Origin of the sequence: Ensifer meliloti (assembly GCF_030064585.1) — a bacterium.
Lineage (GTDB): Bacteria > Pseudomonadota > Alphaproteobacteria > Rhizobiales > Rhizobiaceae > Sinorhizobium > Sinorhizobium meliloti.
On sequence record NZ_CP120365.1, the window covers coordinates 55,494 to 71,880 of the forward strand.

20 protein-coding genes are annotated in these 16,387 nt (G+C 62.0%); 11 read left to right on the plus strand and 9 right to left on the minus strand.

Annotated features, from left to right (window positions below; genetic code table 11):
• Positions 1–102 precede the first annotated feature (102 nt).
• Positions 103–1,755: an acyl-CoA dehydrogenase family protein gene (locus PZL22_RS07295; protein WP_003533037.1), complete on the plus strand. Its 1,653-nt coding sequence runs from the start codon at positions 103–105 to the stop codon at positions 1,753–1,755.
• Here the strand turns inward: PZL22_RS07295 and PZL22_RS07300 are convergent.
• Entirely contained in the window at positions 1,737–2,672 is a 936-nt protein-coding gene (locus PZL22_RS07300) for an AEC family transporter (protein WP_003533040.1), read from the minus strand. The two genes, PZL22_RS07295 and PZL22_RS07300, sit on opposite strands and share 19 nt — an antisense overlap.
• Positions 2,673–2,877: 205 nt before the next feature.
• Here PZL22_RS07300 and PZL22_RS07305 point away from each other — a divergent pair, with 205 nt between their 5' ends.
• Together PZL22_RS07305 and PZL22_RS07310 are read left to right on the plus strand one after the other, a co-directional pair.
• Positions 2,878–3,033 carry a hypothetical protein gene (locus PZL22_RS07305; RefSeq protein WP_010969169.1) on the plus strand — a complete coding sequence of 52 codons (156 nt, stop codon included), beginning with the start codon at positions 2,878–2,880 and terminating at the stop codon, positions 3,031–3,033.
• A complete protein-coding gene (locus PZL22_RS07310) occupies positions 3,030–3,365 on the plus strand; it encodes a DUF6105 family protein (protein ID WP_003533044.1) in 336 nt (111 codons plus the stop codon). The genes PZL22_RS07305 and PZL22_RS07310 overlap by 4 nt, the downstream gene beginning before the upstream one ends.
• Here the strand turns inward: PZL22_RS07310 and ruvX are convergent.
• Positions 3,299–3,796, minus strand: a complete 498-nt coding sequence (gene ruvX / locus PZL22_RS07315) for a Holliday junction resolvase RuvX (protein ID WP_003533046.1) — start codon at positions 3,794–3,796, stop codon at positions 3,299–3,301. The genes PZL22_RS07310 and ruvX overlap by 67 nt on opposite strands.
• A gap of 123 nt (positions 3,797–3,919) precedes the next feature.
• Here ruvX and PZL22_RS07320 point away from each other — a divergent pair, with 123 nt between their 5' ends.
• The 3 genes from PZL22_RS07320 (at position 3,920) to gatA (ending at position 6,547) form a co-directional block, all read left to right on the plus strand.
• Positions 3,920–4,624, plus strand: a complete 705-nt coding sequence (locus tag PZL22_RS07320) for a metal-dependent hydrolase (RefSeq protein ID WP_003533048.1) — start codon at positions 3,920–3,922, stop codon at positions 4,622–4,624.
• Between the two features lie 104 nt (positions 4,625–4,728).
• Positions 4,729–5,016 (plus strand): Asp-tRNA(Asn)/Glu-tRNA(Gln) amidotransferase subunit GatC, encoded by a 288-nt coding sequence (gatC, locus tag PZL22_RS07325; protein ID WP_003533050.1) that lies wholly within the window; start codon positions 4,729–4,731, stop codon positions 5,014–5,016.
• A 49-nt stretch (positions 5,017–5,065) separates the two neighbouring features.
• A complete protein-coding gene (gene gatA, locus PZL22_RS07330; protein WP_003533052.1) occupies positions 5,066–6,547 on the plus strand; it encodes an Asp-tRNA(Asn)/Glu-tRNA(Gln) amidotransferase subunit GatA in 1,482 nt (493 codons plus the stop codon).
• 103 nt (positions 6,548–6,650) lie between these two features.
• Here the strand turns inward: gatA and PZL22_RS07335 are convergent, their stop codons facing one another.
• Positions 6,651–6,905 (minus strand): YjhX family toxin, encoded by a 255-nt coding sequence (locus PZL22_RS07335; protein ID WP_003533053.1) that lies wholly within the window; start codon positions 6,903–6,905, stop codon positions 6,651–6,653.
• 334 nt (positions 6,906–7,239) lie between these two features.
• On the opposite strand from PZL22_RS07335, the gene gatB reads away from it, so the two are divergent.
• The 4 genes from gatB to PZL22_RS07355 all read left to right on the plus strand — a co-directional run bounded on the left by gatB (position 7,240) and on the right by PZL22_RS07355 (position 10,376).
• The gene (gatB, locus tag PZL22_RS07340) at positions 7,240–8,742 is read left to right on the plus strand and encodes an Asp-tRNA(Asn)/Glu-tRNA(Gln) amidotransferase subunit GatB (RefSeq protein ID WP_003533056.1); all 1,503 of its coding nucleotides are present in this window, start codon (positions 7,240–7,242) and stop codon (positions 8,740–8,742) included.
• A 2-nt stretch (positions 8,743–8,744) separates the two neighbouring features.
• A complete protein-coding gene (locus PZL22_RS07345; protein ID WP_003533058.1) occupies positions 8,745–9,242 on the plus strand; it encodes a GNAT family N-acetyltransferase in 498 nt (165 codons plus the stop codon).
• A gap of 167 nt (positions 9,243–9,409) precedes the next feature.
• Positions 9,410–9,805, plus strand: coding sequence for an NADH:ubiquinone oxidoreductase subunit NDUFA12 (locus PZL22_RS07350; protein ID WP_003533066.1), 396 nt, complete (start codon positions 9,410–9,412; stop codon positions 9,803–9,805).
• 118 nt (positions 9,806–9,923) lie between these two features.
• Positions 9,924–10,376: a DUF2155 domain-containing protein gene (locus PZL22_RS07355; RefSeq protein WP_284718584.1), complete on the plus strand. Its 453-nt coding sequence runs from the start codon at positions 9,924–9,926 to the stop codon at positions 10,374–10,376.
• A 94-nt stretch (positions 10,377–10,470) separates the two neighbouring features.
• Here PZL22_RS07355 and aat read toward each other — a convergent pair whose 3' ends face one another.
• The 5 genes from aat to PZL22_RS07380 form a co-directional block, all read right to left on the minus strand.
• Positions 10,471–11,085, minus strand: a complete 615-nt coding sequence (gene aat / locus PZL22_RS07360) for a leucyl/phenylalanyl-tRNA--protein transferase (protein WP_003533070.1) — start codon at positions 11,083–11,085, stop codon at positions 10,471–10,473.
• Between the two features lie 9 nt (positions 11,086–11,094).
• A complete protein-coding gene (accC, locus tag PZL22_RS07365) occupies positions 11,095–12,438 on the minus strand; it encodes an acetyl-CoA carboxylase biotin carboxylase subunit (RefSeq protein WP_003533072.1) in 1,344 nt (447 codons plus the stop codon).
• A 12-nt stretch (positions 12,439–12,450) separates the two neighbouring features.
• Positions 12,451–12,927: an acetyl-CoA carboxylase biotin carboxyl carrier protein gene (gene accB / locus PZL22_RS07370; protein WP_003533074.1), complete on the minus strand. Its 477-nt coding sequence runs from the start codon at positions 12,925–12,927 to the stop codon at positions 12,451–12,453.
• A 23-nt stretch (positions 12,928–12,950) separates the two neighbouring features.
• Positions 12,951–13,397 carry a type II 3-dehydroquinate dehydratase gene (gene aroQ / locus PZL22_RS07375; protein ID WP_003533076.1) on the minus strand — a complete coding sequence of 149 codons (447 nt, stop codon included), beginning with the start codon at positions 13,395–13,397 and terminating at the stop codon, positions 12,951–12,953.
• Positions 13,398–13,536: 139 nt separating this feature from the next.
• Entirely contained in the window at positions 13,537–14,304 is a 768-nt protein-coding gene (locus tag PZL22_RS07380) for a DsbA family protein (RefSeq protein ID WP_003533078.1), read from the minus strand.
• 228 nt (positions 14,305–14,532) lie between these two features.
• Here PZL22_RS07380 and PZL22_RS07385 point away from each other — a divergent pair, with 228 nt between their 5' ends.
• Positions 14,533–15,690, plus strand: a complete 1,158-nt coding sequence (locus PZL22_RS07385; RefSeq protein ID WP_003533080.1) for a pyridoxal phosphate-dependent aminotransferase — start codon at positions 14,533–14,535, stop codon at positions 15,688–15,690.
• Between the two features lie 472 nt (positions 15,691–16,162).
• Here PZL22_RS07385 and PZL22_RS07390 read toward each other — a convergent pair whose 3' ends face one another.
• Positions 16,163–16,378 (minus strand): hypothetical protein, encoded by a 216-nt coding sequence (locus tag PZL22_RS07390; protein ID WP_003533081.1) that lies wholly within the window; start codon positions 16,376–16,378, stop codon positions 16,163–16,165.
• Positions 16,379–16,387 lie beyond the last annotated feature (9 nt).

A 16,387-nucleotide genomic window follows, 5' to 3' on the forward strand; every position in this document is an offset into this window, starting at 1 on the left:
ACGTGGACCCCGGCGCGGCAAGCGGCGCGCCGCCCGTTCCGAAGAAAACTTGGGCCAACAGAATTGTTTCCATTTGGACAGGAAAGGCTCTAAAACCGGCCCATGAATCAGATGAACCGGACAGAACAAAAACTTGCAGAACTGAACCAGCCCAAGCCCTGGTCCGGTGTCAACGCCTTTCGCTCCGACCCGCTGGTGGTCGACATCACGTCCAGCATGCCGAAGACGCTGCGCGACGAGTTCGATGGGCTTGGGCGCTATGTGACTTCGCCCGAGGCACAGGAACTGGCCCGGATGGCCAATGAAGGCGTGCCGAAGCTGAAGACGCACGGGCCGCGCGGCGAGCGCCTCGACGTCGTCGAGTTCCATCCCGCCTGGCATGCGCTGATGCGCCGCTCCATGACGACCGGTCTGCATTCTTCCGCCTGGGAGAACCTGCCCGATGAGCGCGGCCGCTCGCACAAGGTAAGGGCGATCCGCTTCTATCTGACCGCGCAGCTCGAATGCGGCCATCTCTGCCCGCTGACGATGACCAGTGCCTCGGTCGCGGCGATTACCGCTTCCCCCGCCGTCCAGAAGGAATGGGCGCCGAAGATCCTCTCGCGCAAATATGATTCGTCCAATCGGCCGTGGATGCAGAAGTCCGCGGTCACGATCGGCATGGGCATGACCGAGAAGCAGGGCGGCACCGACGTGCGCGCCAATACCTCCACGGCCGAACGGGTGGGGGAGGGCATTTATCGCCTCACCGGACACAAATGGTTCATGTCCGCGCCGATGAGCGACGCTTTCGTCATGCTGGCACAGACCCGGGAGGGGCTCGGCTGCTTCCTGGTCCCGCGGCTGCTGGAGGACGGCGGGGCCAACGGTCTGCGTTTCCAGCGCCTGAAGGACAAGCTGGGCAACCGTTCCAATGCTTCCTCCGAGGTCGAGTTTTCCGACACTTTCGGTTTCTTGCTCGGTACGCCGGATGCCGGTATCCGCACGATCCTGGACATGGTGACGCTGACCCGGCTCGACTGCGCGCTGGCCTCGGCCGGGATGATGCGCGCATCGCTCGCCGAAGCCGTGCATCATACCCGCGGCCGCAAGGTCTTCGGCAAGGCGCTTGTCAGCCAGCCGATGATGACCAGGGTGCTCGCCGATATGGCCCTGGATGTCGCGGCCGCAAGCGCACTGTCGTTCCGCCTGGCCGAAGCCTTCGATAATGCCCATAGCAGCGCGGAGGATGCCGCCTACGCCCGTATCATGACGCCGGTCGCGAAATACTGGTGCTGCAAGATCGCCCCCGCGCTGATCTATGAGGCGATGGAGTGCATGGGCGGCAACGGCTATGTCGAGGAGCGGGCGCTTGCGCGCCACTACCGCGAAGCCCCGGTCAATGCGATCTGGGAAGGCTCCGGCAACGTTATGGCGCTCGACGTCCTGCGGGTGCTCGGGCGCCGGAAGGAACTGTTCGAACAGCTCTTCGCAACGATCGGCCGCGATCTCGGCCCCGCCGGGCGCAAGACGATCGAGGTTCTGCGTGCCGCCATGTCGCTCTGCGAGCGCGACGAGGGCGCGGCACGCATGCTGGTCGAGCAACTGGCGCTGGCGGCGGCTGCTGCCGAACTCTACAGGCTCGGGGCCGGGCGCATCGCCGATGCGTTCCTGGAATCGCGCCTGGCCGCCGGCTGGCGCTCGACTTACGGCATGCTCGATTCGCGCTTCGATTCGGCCTATGTCCTCGATTTGCTCTACCCGGCCGCAACATAGCCCGTAACGAAGAGCACGAGCGGTATCGTCAGGAACGAGGCCGCCGTCTGGATCGTGGCGACGGACGCGTAAAGCTCCGCGTCACCCCCCATCTGCTTGGCCAGAAGATAGCCGTTCATGGCGGTCGGGACGGCCGCACCCACGGCGATGACGAGCAGGGCATCCCCCCGGATGCCGAGAAGCGCGCTGCCGCCCACCATGAACACCGGCATGACGATCAGCTTGAGCACGACCGCGAACAGGACCGGGATGCTCGGGTTCAAGGCGTCGGCGATCTTGAGGCCGGCCCCGACCAGGATCAGCCCAAGCCCGAGCGAAGCGCTCGCCAGCATGTCGACCGCCGTCATCACGGGCTCATACAGTTCGATGCCCGTCAAGTTGAACAATATCCCGAGCGCCGACGAGATGATCAGCGGATTGGTGATGATCTTCAAAAAGAAAAAACCGATGCCACGGCTGCCGCCGCCGAACCAGGTCAGAACGGCGATATTGTAGAAATTGATCGGGATGATGAGCAGTGCCATGACGAGAGCCGTCAGGCTGAGTCCAGCCGTGCCGAATAGTTTTTCAGCGACCGCCAGTGCAATGAAGGCATTCCATCGCGTGGCCGTCTGGAACACCGACGTGAAGGTGGGGCCGGAAATGCCGCCTCGGCGCAGCAGAGGCCAGGCCGAGAGGAGGGCGGCCGACATCAATGTGACGCTGCCGACCGTAGCGACGGCCGTCGCATCAGCCTCGAGGCCGGCCAGGTCCGCCTTCGCCAGCGTCGAGAAGAGCAGAGCGGGAAAGAGAAAATAATAGCCGAACTGCTCGAGCCCGATCCATAGCCCCTGGTCGACAAGCGTCGAGCGCCGGAGCGCGACACCAAGGATCACGAGCAGGAAGACCGGCAGAATGCTTTCGAAGACGATGGTCATCAGGGCTCCAGGCAGACGGAGGTTCACGCACGCAGCGCCGCGCGCCCTATGAGGTGCGCAGAACTCGCTGTAGAGCGCTGGACAGGCGGCCGCAAGCCGGCTTTCACTGTGAATATTAACCTTAACAAATGGTTTACGTTGCGCTTCTGCCTCCGAAGCGGAGATACTGGCGGTGTGATTTTTTAAGGATGGAACGGAGCGGCCGGTGAGAGCTGCCTTGCTGATCATCATGGTGATCTTTTTCGCCGGCTTGGCGCTCGACATAGCGAGCCTCGCGGCCGTCCTGACCACGTTCGTCCTGCTTGATCGTGCAATCTTTCCGCTTCTTAGCGGTCACCAGCCGGAGAGGGGCGCTTCATGAAGTGGTTGCTGATCTTCTGGGGCGGTCCCGTGATGCTGCTTACGGGCTGGTACGGGCTCTCCTACTATGACATGAGCTTCGGCGTCTTCATGCTGACGCGAGAGGCGCATGAGCTCGTCTTCCGGGTTTACGGGAGTATCCTGGGAATCCCGCCGGAAACCATTCCGCCGCTCGTCGCCCGGGCCATGATCGTCGACAGCCTGATCGTGTTCGGCCTTGTCGCGCTCAGGAAGCGGAGGCAGATCGCGGCCTGGTATCGGCGCCGTTACGGCGCGTCCCGATCGCCGGAAGCGCCTCTCGCCAGCGATGCCAATCTATCCAGCGCTCCCTGAAGGATGAAGGAAGCGGCGGCCGAATCGATGCGTTCGGCCCGCTTTTTCCGCGATACGTCCATTTCGATCAGTACCCGCTCGGCTGCCACCGTGGACAGGCGTTCGTCCCAGAGGACGAAGGGGATATCGGTCTTTTCTCCCATAGTGCGCACGAAGGCCCGCGTCGCCTGGCAGCGCGGCCCTTCCGATCCGTCCATATTCACCGGCAAGCCGATGATGAAGGCGGCGATTTTTTCCTTCTCCGCAAAAGACAGGAGCGCCTGCGCGTCGGCGCCGAACTTGACGCGGCGGATCACCTCGCGCGGCGTCGCAAAGCGCCGCCCCAGATCGGAAACCGAAATGCCGATCGTTTTCGTCCCGAGGTCCAGGCCTGCCACCGACTGATAGGGCGGCAGCCGCTCCGCGAGTTCCTCCATCGTGAGAATTGCCATGGGATTTACCGATTCGATCTTTCCAGTGCGCTGGTCTGATCCATATGCTTGTCCTAGACATAAATCGATCAATTTTATCGCCCGACTCGCCTGGGGTGCCGCGCGCGATCTGAGGAGAACATCATGAACATCAAATGGCTGGGACATTCCGCCTTCCATATCGAAACGGCGAAAGCCAAAATACTGATAGATCCGTTCTTCACCGGCAATCCGGCCTTTCGGGACGAGGAGCGCAAGGCCGCAACGGCGGGACTGACCCACATTCTGCTGACCCACGGCCACGGCGACCATGTCGGCGACACCGTTGCCATAGCCAAGGAAACCGGCGCGACGGTCCTTGCCAATTTCGACCTCTGCATGTGGCTCGGCCGGCAGGGCATTTCGAAGCTGGAGCCGGGCAATACGGGCGGAACCATCCAGCTCGGGAGCTTCACCGCCACATTCGTCAACGCGCTGCATTCATCGGCGCAGATCACCGACGACGGCGTTTCGCATTCGCTCGGCAATGCCAATGGCCTCGTTCTCCATTTCGACGACGAGCCGACGCTCTATCACATGGGCGACACGGACATCTTCTCCGACATGGCGCTCGTGCAGGAACTGCACGAGCCGGAAATCGGCATCGTGCCGATCGGCGACCGTTTCACCATGGGCGGTGCCGTGGCCGCGCTCGCGTGCCAGCGTTACTTCAAGTTCAACACGGCGATCCCTTGCCACTATGGCTCCTTCCCGATCATCGACCAGACGCCGGAGACCTTCATTGCCGGCATGGACGGCGCCTCGACATTGGTCGCCACCCCCGAGGTCGGTGGCGCAGTAACCCTCTGAAGAGGAGCGCAGCCCAGCCGGAAGCCGGTCGGCGCCATTCGCGAGTTGCACGTTGTGCAACTCGCCTTTATAGCGGGGGAAACTTTGCGATACCGGAGACGATCATGTCCGTAGACCTTGCCACCGTGAAGCGCGTCGCGCGCCTTGCCCGCATCGCCGTCAGCGATGAGGAAGCCGAGCGGATGACCGGCGAACTCAACGGTATCCTGGGCTTCGTCGAGCAGCTCTCCGAAGTGGATGTCGACGGAGTCGAGCCGATGACGTCGGTGATGCCGATGAAGATGAAAAAGCGCGACGACATCGTCGCGGATGGTGACAAGGCGGACGACATTGTCGCCAATGCGCCGAATTCGGATCGCAACTTCTTCCTCGTTCCGAAGGTGGTCGAGTAACCACCCGCCGCCCGTCCCGCCGTTCCGAATGCGAAAGTCCGATTACACCATGACCGACCTTACGAGCCTCACGATCGCCGAAGCCCGCGCGAAGCTTTCCGCCAAGGAAATCACCGCGGTCGAGTTGACCGACGCCTATCTTGGCGCGATCGAGGCAGCCAACGAGACGATCAACGCCTATGTCGCCGTTACGCCGGAAAAGGCCCGCGAGATGGCGAAGGCCTCGGACGCCCGCATCGCAGCCGGCAAGGCCGGCGCGCTCGAGGGCATCCCGCTCGGTATCAAGGATCTCTTCGGCACGGAGGGCATCCACACGCAGGCATGCAGCCACATACTGGACGGATTCGAGCCGCGCTACGAGTCGACCGTGACCCAGAACCTGTGGAACGACGGCGCCGTCATGCTCGGCAAGCTTAACATGGACGAGTTCGCCATGGGCTCGTCTAACGAGACCTCCTATTACGGACCGGTCAAGAACCCGTGGCGCGCTAAGGGCTCGAATCTGGACCTGGTTCCGGGTGGCTCTTCCGGCGGATCGGCGGCCGCGGTCGCGGCGCGTCTTTGCGCCGGCGCCACCGCGACCGATACCGGCGGCTCGATCCGCCAGCCGGCGGCGTTCACCGGCACCGTCGGCATCAAGCCGACCTATGGCCGCTGCTCGCGCTGGGGCGTCGTCGCCTTCGCCTCGTCGCTCGACCAGGCGGGCCCGATCACCCGCGACGTGCGCGATGCGGCGATCCTGTTGAAGTCGATGGCGAGCATCGATCCGAAGGACACGACGTCCGTCGATCTGCCGGTGCCGGACTACGAAGCCGCGATCGGCCAGTCGATCAAGGGCATGCGGATCGGCATTCCGAAGGAATACCGCGTCGACGGCATGCCGGAGGACATCGAGGCGCTCTGGCAGCAGGGTATCGCCTGGCTCAGGGACGCCGGCGCCGAAATCGTCGATATCTCGCTGCCGCATACGAAATACGCGCTGCCCGCCTACTACATCGTCGCTCCGGCCGAAGCGTCGTCCAACCTCGCGCGTTACGACGGCGTTCGCTACGGCCTGCGCGTCGACGGCAAGGACATCATCGACATGTATGAGAAGACGCGCGCCGCCGGCTTCGGCCAGGAGGTCAAGCGTCGTATCATGATCGGCACCTATGTGCTTTCCGCCGGCTACTACGATGCCTATTACCTGCGCGCGCAGAAGGTCCGGACTTTGATCAAGCGCGACTTCGAGCTCGCATTTCAGGCGGGCGTCGATGCGATCCTGACGCCGGCCACGCCTTCCTCCGCCTTCGGCATTGCCGACGAGGACCTCGCATCCGATCCGGTGAAGATGTACCTGAACGACATCTTCACCGTGACGGTGAACATGGCCGGCCTTCCGGGCATTGCGGTGCCGGGCGGGCTCGACCGCAAGGGGCTGCCGCTCGGTCTGCAGCTCATCGGCAAGCCCTTCGAGGAAGAAACGCTGTTCAAGACGGCCCATGTCATCGAACAGGCAGCCGGCCGCTTCACGGCGTCCAAATGGTGGTGACGGCGTAAAGAGACCGCAAGCTGCCGGAAATCGCGGCGATACCGACCGCATCGAACACCGGAGACGATATCTCCGGTATCGATGCGATGCGGATCGCCGGCGCTCAGCGGTTGTTGAGCTCCGATCTGACCAGATGCAGTCCGCGTTCGGTAATGCGATACGGCTTACCGGCGGATGACTTGATCGCTCTCTTCCGTTTCAGCTTACGGAAAAGCTCGAGATCTACGCCGGGATAGACCCAGCCGTCTCTCGTAAAGCAGCGAATTTCCGCGATCGCCTTGCCTTCGCGGGTGATTTCAATGCGGCCGCCCTGGGCCAAATGGTGAAGAATGCGCTGTTCGGCGCGCGAAATGTCCATCGTTAGAGTATTCCGGAATAGCGTTCATCAGAACGCAGGAAAACGTTCCGTTCTTCGTGAGAAGAGCGGGGTTTACGTTTCCGGCCCATGCACGCTTTTCAGTGGAAGCGGGCAGGGCCCTTACCGGGACTCAGACTGATGGAACATAAAGACTCCTGTCGGATCTCGCGCTTTCTAGGAGATCGTCGCGCAATCGTCAAGGTTGCAAAGACCGGCTGCCAGAGCCGGCATTGTCCAGTGCCCCATGTGTGCGGCCGCGCCTTACAAGCTTGCACCGTGGGATCAATTGCTCTACCGAGAAACCACGAATTCAGGCTTCAAAGAAGAGCATGACATGAGCATCGTCGACGTCCGCACTCCTGATCCGAAACGCTTCATTCCAGGCGCCACCGGCGACTGGGAGGTCATCATCGGCATGGAGGTCCATGCGCAGGTGCTGAGCAATTCGAAGCTGTTCTCCAGTGCGTCGACCGAGTTCGGATCGGAGCCGAATGCCAATGTTTCGCTCGTCGATGCCGCAATGCCGGGCATGCTTCCGGTCATCAACGAGGAATGCGTCAAGCAGGCCGTGCGCACCGGCCTGGGCTTGAAGGCAAAGATCAACAATCGCTCGATCTTCGACCGGAAGAACTATTTCTATCCGGACCTGCCGCAGGGCTACCAGATCTCGCAATACAAGGACCCGATCGTCGGCGAGGGCAAGATCATCATTTCCGTCGGTCCGGACCGCCAGGGGCAGTTCGAAGACGTCGAGATCGGCATCGAGCGCCTGCACTTGGAGCAGGATGCCGGCAAGTCGATGCACGACCAGCATCCCGCCATGTCCTATGTCGACCTCAACCGGTCGGGCGTCGCGCTGATGGAGATCGTCTCGAAGCCGGACCTGCGTTCGTCGGACGAGGCGAAAGCCTATCTCACCAAGCTTCGCTCGATCCTGCGTTATCTCGGCACCTGCGACGGCAATATGGACGAGGGCTCGATGCGCGCGGACGTCAACGTCTCGGTTCGCCGTCCGGGCGAAGCTTTCGGCACGCGCTGCGAAATCAAGAACGTCAACTCGATCCGCTTCGTCGGCCAGTCGATCGAGTACGAGGCCCGTCGCCAGATCGCGATCCTTGAAGACGGCGGCGCGATCGACCAGGAGACCCGGCTCTTCGATGCCAACAAGGGCGAGACCCGCTCCATGCGTTCGAAGGAAGAGGCGCACGACTACCGCTACTTCCCCGATCCGGATCTCCTGCCGCTCGAGTTTGACGATGCCTTCGTGGAAGCGCTCAAGGCCGACCTTCCCGAATTGCCGGACGACAAGAAGGAACGCTTCGTTCGCGATCTCGGCCTGTCCGTCTACGATGCGTCCGTTCTCGTCTCGGAAAAGGCGATTGCCGATTACTTCGAAGCCGTGGCCGAAGGCCGTGACGGCAAGGCGGCGGCGAACTGGGTGATCAACGATCTTCTCGGCGCGCTGAACAAGGCCGGCAAGACCATCGAGGAAACGCCGGTCTCGCCGGCGCAGCTCGGCGGCATCATCGATCTCATCAAGGATGGCACCATTTCCGGCAAGCTCGCAAAGGACGTCTTCGAAATCCTTTGGAACGAGGGAGGCGATCCGGCCGAAATCGTCGAGAGCCGCGGTATGAAGCAGGTCACCGACACCGGTGCGATCGAGAAGGCGGTCGACGAGATCATCGCCGCCAATCCCGACCAGGTGGAAAAGGCCAAGGCGAAGCCGTCGCTCGCCGGCTGGTTCGTCGGGCAGGTGATGAAGGCGACCGGCGGCAAGGCCAATCCGCAGGCGGTGCAGGCCCTGGTAAAATCCAAACTCGGCATCGAGGAGTGACGATGTTCTTCGTCCGAACCGCGAGCGAGCGTGACCTCGAGAAGGTTCGCGCTCTGCTCGCCGAGACGTGGCACGCGACCTACGATACGTTCTACGGTGCCGAAAAGGTCAATGAACTGACGGCGAAGTGGCATTCGATCGAGGCCCTTCGCGCGCGCCTGCAGCGCAAGCATTCCGAGTTTGTCGTCGCCGACAACGGCCGCGAGCTTGCCGGCATGGGCTATGCCGCCATGTCCGAGTCGCTGGAAAAGACAGCCGTGCTGCACCAGCTCTATGTGCTGCCGAAGCATCAACGCCATGGCGTCGGCCGCGACATGTTCGCGGAGCTCGAGACCTGCTTCCCGGATGCGGAACGCATGCGGGTGGAGGTGGAGCCGCAGAACCTGCACGCGCTCGCCTTTTATCGCGCGCACGGATTTGTGGAAGTCGCAAAAACATCCAGTTGCGGCGACGAGCAGTCCGGCATACCGGCGCTCATCCTGGAAAAGCGCCTTTCCTGACCTTTCACGCCGCATCGATGCGAACACAGGCGCTTCGGCCTCGAGATGCGGGTGAAAGACCCGAGCCGGGAGCGGAATCACTGGACAAGGCGAAAGCGGCGCGGCATAAGCGGGGGCGAGATTTTGATATCCGGCCGGCTCCCATCGGCCGGTAAAGGACGATGCATATGAAGCTCCTGCTGCAGATTTTCACCTGGTGGAATGGACAGACGATCGGTACCCGGTTTCACACCTGGCGCCATGGCCAGCGCGTCGGGGAAGACGAATTCGGCAACGTCTACTATCAGGGCGGCACGGACTCCGAGGGACGGACGCGGCGTTGGGTGATCTACAACGGTCCCGCCGAGGCGTCTGCGATCCCGCCGGGCTGGCATGGCTGGATGCATCATCGCACCGACGTCTCCCCCGCCGACGAGAAATATGCGGTCCGCGAATGGCAGAAGCCGCACCGCGCCAACCCGACCGGTACGCCCAATGCCTACCGGCCGAAGGGGTCGATTGCCGGTGCCGGCAAGCGCCCGCGTGTGACCGGCGACTACGACGCCTGGACGCCGCGCTCCTGAGCCGGGCTTCTCGGGCATCGTCCCGCGACTTGCGGGACGATCACGGCGCAGCCACATTTCGGGTTTAGCGCCTGAAGTCCATCCGGGACTAACAGCAATGTGCGGGGGATTGGCGGTAATGGCGGGTTTCGGTCTGCGGGATTTGATTGGCCGGGGAGGGCGGTTTGCGGCCATTGCCCTTCTCCTTGCCGCTCCGGTGACGTCTGCCGTCGAAACCGCGCAGGCGGCACGCCTTTCCAACGCCGTGGCGGTCTTCTCCGGCATCGACAAGATCACCGGCCGCATCACCAGCTTTGACGTCTATATCGGCGAAACGGTGCAATTCGGTGCGCTGCAGGTAACTCCGCGCGTTTGCCACAGCCGCGACGAAACGGAAGCGCCGAAGACGACCACCTTTGTGGAGGTGGACGAAATCACGCTCGACCGGAAGATCCGCCGCATCTTTACCGGCTGGATGTTTGCCGACAGCCCGGGGCTCAACGCCGTCGAGCACCCCGTCTATGACGTTTGGCTGCAATCCTGCAAGTCCACCTCCGAAGTTCCGCCGCCCGACACTGCGGCAAAGCAATAGAGCACTTGACAAGGCGCCTTCTGCGATCGTTCTCCCTGTGCGTGTCACTGGAGCGACGCAAAGCGTAAGCCTTCCCTTTGAGAAGGCATAATCCTCAAAATTCGAGATTTGGCGAGGCGATCGCTTTCGCGAGCAGAACTTCGTACTGAGCCTTCGGCACGTCGACTGCGCCGAAGGACTTCAGGTGTTCGGTCGTGAACTGCGTGTCGAGGAGCTGAAACCCCTTCGACCTCAATCGCTCGACCAGATGGACGAGGCAGATCTTGGATGCGCCGGTGCGGCGCGAGAACATGCTCTCGCCGAAAAAGGCTGCGCCGAGTGAAACGCCGTAGAGGCCGCCGACGAGCGCATCTCCCTCCCAGGCCTCGACGCTGTGCGCATGGCCCATATTGTGCAGGGCCGCATAGAGGGAGCGGATCGTGTCGTTGATCCAGGTCGTCGGCCTGTCCGGTGCGGGCTGCGCGCACCCCTCCATGACTTCAGCGAAGGCCGTATCGAAGCGAATGTCGAAGGGGCGCCTGCGGATCGCTTTGGCGAGGCTGCGCGAGACGTGAAACCGGTCCAGCGGAATGATGCCGCGGATCTCGGGCTCGACCCAGAAAAGTTCCGGATCGTCGGCCGAGTCGGCCATGGGGAAGAGACCGATCGAGTAGGCGCGCAACAACATGTCCGGCGTGATATCCGGTTGTTTGCTGCGCGTCTCCTTCAATGTCGTATCCTATGCGGATGTTGTGGCCAGATGGTGCTCCAGCCAATGGATATCATAATCGCCGTTTGCGATATCCTGATTGTTGATCAGGTCCTGAAAAAGGGGAAGAGTCGTCTTGATTCCGTCGATGACAAATTCGTCAAGCACGCGGCGCAGCCGCATCATGCACTCGACGCGCGTCCGGCCGTGGACGATCAGCTTACCGATCAGGCTGTCATAGTAGGGGGGTATGCGGTAACCCTGATAGGCGCCGCTGTCGACGCGCACACCGAGGCCGCCCGGGGCGTGGAAATGCGTGATCGTGCCCGGGGAAGGGACGAAGGTGCGCGGATCTTCGGCATTGATGCGGCATTCGATGGCGTGACCGGAGAAGACGATATCCTCCTGCTTGGCGGAGAGGCCGGCTCCGGACGCCACGCGAATCTGCTCGTGCACGAGGTCGATCCCGGTGATCGCTTCGGTAATCGGGTGTTCGACCTGCAGGCGCGTGTTCATCTCGATGAAGTAGAACTCGCCGTTCTCGTAGAGGAATTCGATCGTGCCGGCGCCGCGATACTTCAACTTCTTCATCGCGTCGGCGCAGACCTGACCGATCTTCATGCGCTGTTCGACGTTCAGGGCCGGGGAGTTGGCTTCTTCCCATACCTTCTGATGGCGGCGCTGCAGCGAGCAGTCGCGTTCACCGAGATGGATCGCATTGCCTTCGCCGTCCCCGACGACCTGTATTTCGATATGGCGCGGCTTGCCGAGAAACTTCTCCATGTAGACCGCGTCGTTGCCGAATGCGGCCGCGGCTTCGGAACGTGCCGTCGCAACCGCATTTTCGAGTTCCTCCTCGGTGCGGGCGACCTTCATGCCGCGGCCACCGCCACCCGCCGTCGCCTTGATCAGCACGGGGAATCCGATCTGGCGGGCGATCTCCAGGGCATTCTCCGGCCTCACTTCGCCATCGGAGCCCGGAACGACCGGAATGCCGAGTTCTTCCGCCGTCTTCTTGGCGGTGATCTTGTCGCCCATGAGGCGGATGTGCTCGGCAGTCGGTCCGATGAAAGTGATGCCGTGCGCATCGAGGATATCGGCGAACTTGGCGTTCTCCGAGAGGAAGCCGTAACCCGGATGCACCGCATCCGCACCGGTGATCTCACAGGCGGCAACGATCTGATGGATGTTCAGATAGCTCTCGCGCGAAGGCGGCGGGCCGATGCAGACGCTCTCGTCGGCGAGCCGGACATGCATGGCGTCGCTGTCCGCCGTTGAGTGCACGGCTACGGTCGCGATGCCGAGCTCCTTGCAGGCGCGCAGAACGCGCAGAGCAATTTCGCCGCGATTGGCAATGAGGATTTTCGAGATCATCGCCACCGTACCCTACTCGATCACGATCAGGGGTTCGCCATATTCGACCGGAGCGGCGTCCTGCACGAGAATTTCCGTCACCTTGCCGGAGCGGGGGGCGGGAATCTGGTTCATCGTCTTCATTGCCTCGATGATCAGGATCGTCTGACCTTCCTTTACCACCGCACCGACTTCGATGAAGGGGCGGGAACCCGGAGCCGGGGCGAGATAGGCGGTGCCGACCATGGGGGCCGTCACTGCGTTCTTGGCATTGTGACCGCCTTCGGCGGCACCCTGGGGCGCACCAGCCGGCTGGCCGGCGGCGATGGCGGGCGGCACCTGGTAGGCGGGCATCGCCGGCATGGACATGGCAACAGGCGTGCCGTTCCGCGAAACGCGGATGCGCAGATCGTCCTGTTCCACTTCGATCTCGGTCAGGTCGGTATCGTTGAGGATATTGGCGAGATCACGGATCAGCGCCTGATCGATACCCGGTTTCTTTTCAGCCATGGGATATGAGCCTCGTGTTCTTCTTATTTGGATTTTTCCGTCAGGTTCTTTAGCGCATGCAGCGCCAGAATGTAACTCTGTGCGCCGAAACCGCAGATAACGCCTTTGACGGCCGGCGCGATCATCGACTTGTGCCGGAATTCTTCGCGCGCATGAATATTGGAAAGATGCAGCTCCACCACGGGGACGGTGATCGCCCGAATGGCATCGTGCATGGCGATGGAGGTGTGTCCGTAGGCGGCGGGATTGATGGCGATGCCGACTGCCTTTTCGCCAGCCTCGTGCAACCAGTCGACCAAGGTGCCCTCATGGTTTGACTGCCGGAAGTCGACGTCGAAGCCCAGGAGTTTGGCCTCCTCCTTGCACATGGCTTCGATGTCGGCAAGCGTCTTGCCGCCATAGATACCCGGTTCGCGTTTGCCGAGCGCGTTCAGGTTTGGGCCGTTCAGCACAAAGATAGTCGAAGGCATAAAGGATTCCGGTCCGGTGATGGAGGGTTACCTATAGACTGATGGTTCCCCGAGGAAAAGCCCCCTGGGTTCCCGCGGGATTTGTCCACAAGTCGTGCTGTTCCGATAGGGCGAAAGCCGCCGGCGTGCCGGCCGGCCGTCAGCAGACCGTCTTGCCGCACGCACGCATGTTGGCGACTTTCTGTTCGATCTCAGGCGCCCCGACAGCGCCGAAGACCGCCTCGTTGCCGACGACATAGGAAGGCGTTCCCGTGATGCCGAGCTCGTTGGCGAGCGTATAGGCTTCGCGCACCGAGGCATCATACGGCCCGTCATCCATCTTTTCGCGCAACTGCGCTTCCGTCACCCCGAGCTTGGCCGCAACGGCGATCGCGGTTTCCTCCGTCGCCCGTTCCTCTGCCCCGAGCAGGGCGCGATGGAAATCGCCGTATTTCTCCGGTGCGATCACGCGGAAGGCGGCGCTGACCTTGTGGGCCGCGAGCGAATCCGGTCCGAGAATTGGGAGCTCCTTGAGAACGAATCGGACATTCTTGTCCTTGGCGAGGATGTCGTCCATGTCGGACATGGCCCGTTTGCAATAGCCGCAGTTGTAATCGAAGAATTCGACGATCGTCACATCGCCATCCGGATTACCGAGGGCTATGTCGTAGTCAGAGTTGAAGATCGCCTTCTTGTTGTCGGCGATTGCCGCCTGGGCGGTTTCCTGCTGCTTGGCCCGCTGCTTGGAGGTGAGCGCTTCCTGCACTTCCAGCATGATCTCCGGATTGGCGAGCAGGTACTCCTTGATGAAGGCGCCGAATTCCTCCTTCTGCTTGGCATCGAGCGCCGCCGCCGGCCCGGGCAGGGCGACGCCGGCAGCAAGCGCGATCAGGGATGCTGCGGCAATCATCTTCATCTTGAGCGTCATTCTTTCCTCGTGGTCTGCTGTTCTATGTCGGTCGTAGAGTCCGCACGCTTGCGTCAATGCGCCAGTTTGAAGACGACGACAAGTCCCGGCTTGCGCCGATTGGTTGAACCATAGGACCTGGCGCGGGCAAACGAAACGGCAAAATGGGCCGAATTGCGGCGTTCGCGGACTTGTGAAGCCGTAAGCGATGGGGCAAAGGGCATAGAGAAACTCGTGAGGACCAGTCATTTGGCACAGATGTCGAAACGCAGCGCAGTCGAGCCGTTCCACGCCATGGACGTGCTGGCCGAAGCCACGCGGCGGCGCGATTGCGGCCACCCGGTCATATCCATGGCGGTCGGTCAGCCCGCGCATCCTGCGCCGAAAGCGGCACTCGATGCTGCAAGGAGGGCGCTCGATCACGGTCGGCTCGGCTATACGGACGCTCTTGGCACACTCTCCCTGAAGAGGGCGATTGCCGCTCATTATCACAGCCGGCACGGCATCACGCTCGATCCGCAGCGGATTGCGGTGACGACCGGATCGTCGGCCGGGTTCAATCTCGCTTTTCTCGCCCTGTTCGATCCGGGCGATCGCGTGGCCATCGCCCGGCCGGGCTATCCCGCCTATCGCAACATCATGGCTGCGCTCGGCCTCGAAGTGGTCGAGATCGAAGCCAATGCCGAGGCCGGCTTCACTTTGACCCCGGACAGCCTCGAGCGCGCCGCGGCACGTGCCGGAAAACCGCTGAAGGGCGTGCTTCTCGCAAGCCCCGCGAACCCGACGGGAACGGTGACCGGCAAGGCGCAGCTGAAGGCGCTCGCCGACTATTGCCGGGACCACTCGATCGCCTTCATTTCCGATGAGATCTATCACGGCCTTACTTTCGCCGGGGAGGAGACGACGGCGCTTGAAGTCGCCGACGACGCCGTCGTGATCAACTCCTTCTCCAAATATTATTGTATGACCGGATGGCGCATCGGCTGGATGGTTCTGCCCGAGGCGCGGGTGCGTGCCTTCGAGCGCATCGCGCAGAGCCTCTATATTTCGCCGCCGGAGCTATCACAGATTGCCGCAGAGGCGGCTCTCGGCGCGCATGAGGAGCTCGACGGCTACAAGCGCGCCTATGCCGCGAACCGCGCATTGCTGCTCGAACGGCTGCCGCAGATCGGCTTTTCGATCGCCTCGCCGATGGACGGCGCATTTTACGCCTATGCGGATGTCAGCCGCTTCACCAATGACAGCATGGCCTTCGCCCGTCGGATGCTGGCCGAGATCGACGTTGCGGCAACGCCCGGCTTCGACTTCGATCCCCTCGAAGGGCATCGCACCATGCGCTTTTCCTATGCGGGCGCGGCTACCGAGATGGAGGAGGCGATGAACCGCATCGCGCGCTGGCTGGCCTAGATCACGATGTTTTTAGGTCGGGTAGACCTAAAAACATGAACGTGATCGATTCCAATAGTTTAGAGCGGGATGCGGGCGGAAAACCGCACACACTTTTCCTCATCCCGCTCTAAGGCCTGTTGAGGTTCATCCGGAGTTTATGACGGCTGCTGCGAGATGGGTGATGGCGTTGGAGCTCTGGGCTGTTTTGTCGGCGCGCATGGCCTGGCTCTAACCGGCCTGTGAAACCTATCGGAGGACTGCAATCTCTCCTCACCTCATCCCTGTGACGAGCACAGGGATGAGGTAATCAAACAAGCCGCCCCGGGTATCCCGGATCTCAACAGGCCATTAGAGCGCTTCACGTTTCACTGGACGGCGAAACGCTTTCGGTCGTTGGACCAAGCACCTCCGGACGGAGAGCTGTCATGCTTTGCGTGGAAGTGCGCTGCTCCAGACATGGGTATCCGCACATCGGCCGGTTACGCGTGGCTTACCAATTGCCGGGGTCTGCAGTGTGATCGACACTGGCAAATTCATCTGCCTTTTTCCGGTCCAGTGCCAGGCTGGTTGCAATCTTCGTTTCATCCGTGACCGAATAATGCAGAGGTGCCGGCCCGTTGGCCAGTTGCTGATACATGAGCAAGGCGGCCTCCTCGGCAGTGTCGGCTTCGAACTCTTCCGTAACGATGACTGTGAACTTGCGCATGGCCTCGTC

What these genes read in the sequence shown, in the direction of transcription:
- PZL22_RS07295 (WP_003533037.1), top strand. Translation starts at nt 103, where the DNA reads ATGAATCAGATGAACCGGACAGAACAAAAACTTGCAGAACTGAACCAG.
- PZL22_RS07300 (WP_003533040.1), bottom strand. Translation starts at nt 2,672, where the DNA reads ATGACCATCGTCTTCGAAAGCATTCTGCCGGTCTTCCTGCTCGTGATC.
- PZL22_RS07310 (WP_003533044.1), top strand. Translation starts at nt 3,030, where the DNA reads ATGAAGTGGTTGCTGATCTTCTGGGGCGGTCCCGTGATGCTGCTTACG.
- ruvX (WP_003533046.1), bottom strand. Translation starts at nt 3,796, where the DNA reads ATGGCAATTCTCACGATGGAGGAACTCGCGGAGCGGCTGCCGCCCTAT.
- PZL22_RS07320 (WP_003533048.1), top strand. Translation starts at nt 3,920, where the DNA reads ATGAACATCAAATGGCTGGGACATTCCGCCTTCCATATCGAAACGGCG.
- gatC (WP_003533050.1), top strand. Translation starts at nt 4,729, where the DNA reads ATGTCCGTAGACCTTGCCACCGTGAAGCGCGTCGCGCGCCTTGCCCGC.
- gatA (WP_003533052.1), top strand. Translation starts at nt 5,066, where the DNA reads ATGACCGACCTTACGAGCCTCACGATCGCCGAAGCCCGCGCGAAGCTT.
- PZL22_RS07335 (WP_003533053.1), bottom strand. Translation starts at nt 6,905, where the DNA reads ATGGACATTTCGCGCGCCGAACAGCGCATTCTTCACCATTTGGCCCAG.
- gatB (WP_003533056.1), top strand. Translation starts at nt 7,240, where the DNA reads ATGAGCATCGTCGACGTCCGCACTCCTGATCCGAAACGCTTCATTCCA.
- PZL22_RS07345 (WP_003533058.1), top strand. Translation starts at nt 8,745, where the DNA reads ATGTTCTTCGTCCGAACCGCGAGCGAGCGTGACCTCGAGAAGGTTCGC.
- PZL22_RS07350 (WP_003533066.1), top strand. Translation starts at nt 9,410, where the DNA reads ATGAAGCTCCTGCTGCAGATTTTCACCTGGTGGAATGGACAGACGATC.
- PZL22_RS07355 (WP_284718584.1), top strand. Translation starts at nt 9,924, where the DNA reads ATGGCGGGTTTCGGTCTGCGGGATTTGATTGGCCGGGGAGGGCGGTTT.
- accC (WP_003533072.1), bottom strand. Translation starts at nt 12,438, where the DNA reads ATGATCTCGAAAATCCTCATTGCCAATCGCGGCGAAATTGCTCTGCGC.
- accB (WP_003533074.1), bottom strand. Translation starts at nt 12,927, where the DNA reads ATGGCTGAAAAGAAACCGGGTATCGATCAGGCGCTGATCCGTGATCTC.
- aroQ (WP_003533076.1), bottom strand. Translation starts at nt 13,397, where the DNA reads ATGCCTTCGACTATCTTTGTGCTGAACGGCCCAAACCTGAACGCGCTC.
- PZL22_RS07380 (WP_003533078.1), bottom strand. Translation starts at nt 14,304, where the DNA reads ATGACGCTCAAGATGAAGATGATTGCCGCAGCATCCCTGATCGCGCTT.
- PZL22_RS07390 (WP_003533081.1), bottom strand. Translation starts at nt 16,378, where the DNA reads ATGCGCAAGTTCACAGTCATCGTTACGGAAGAGTTCGAAGCCGACACT.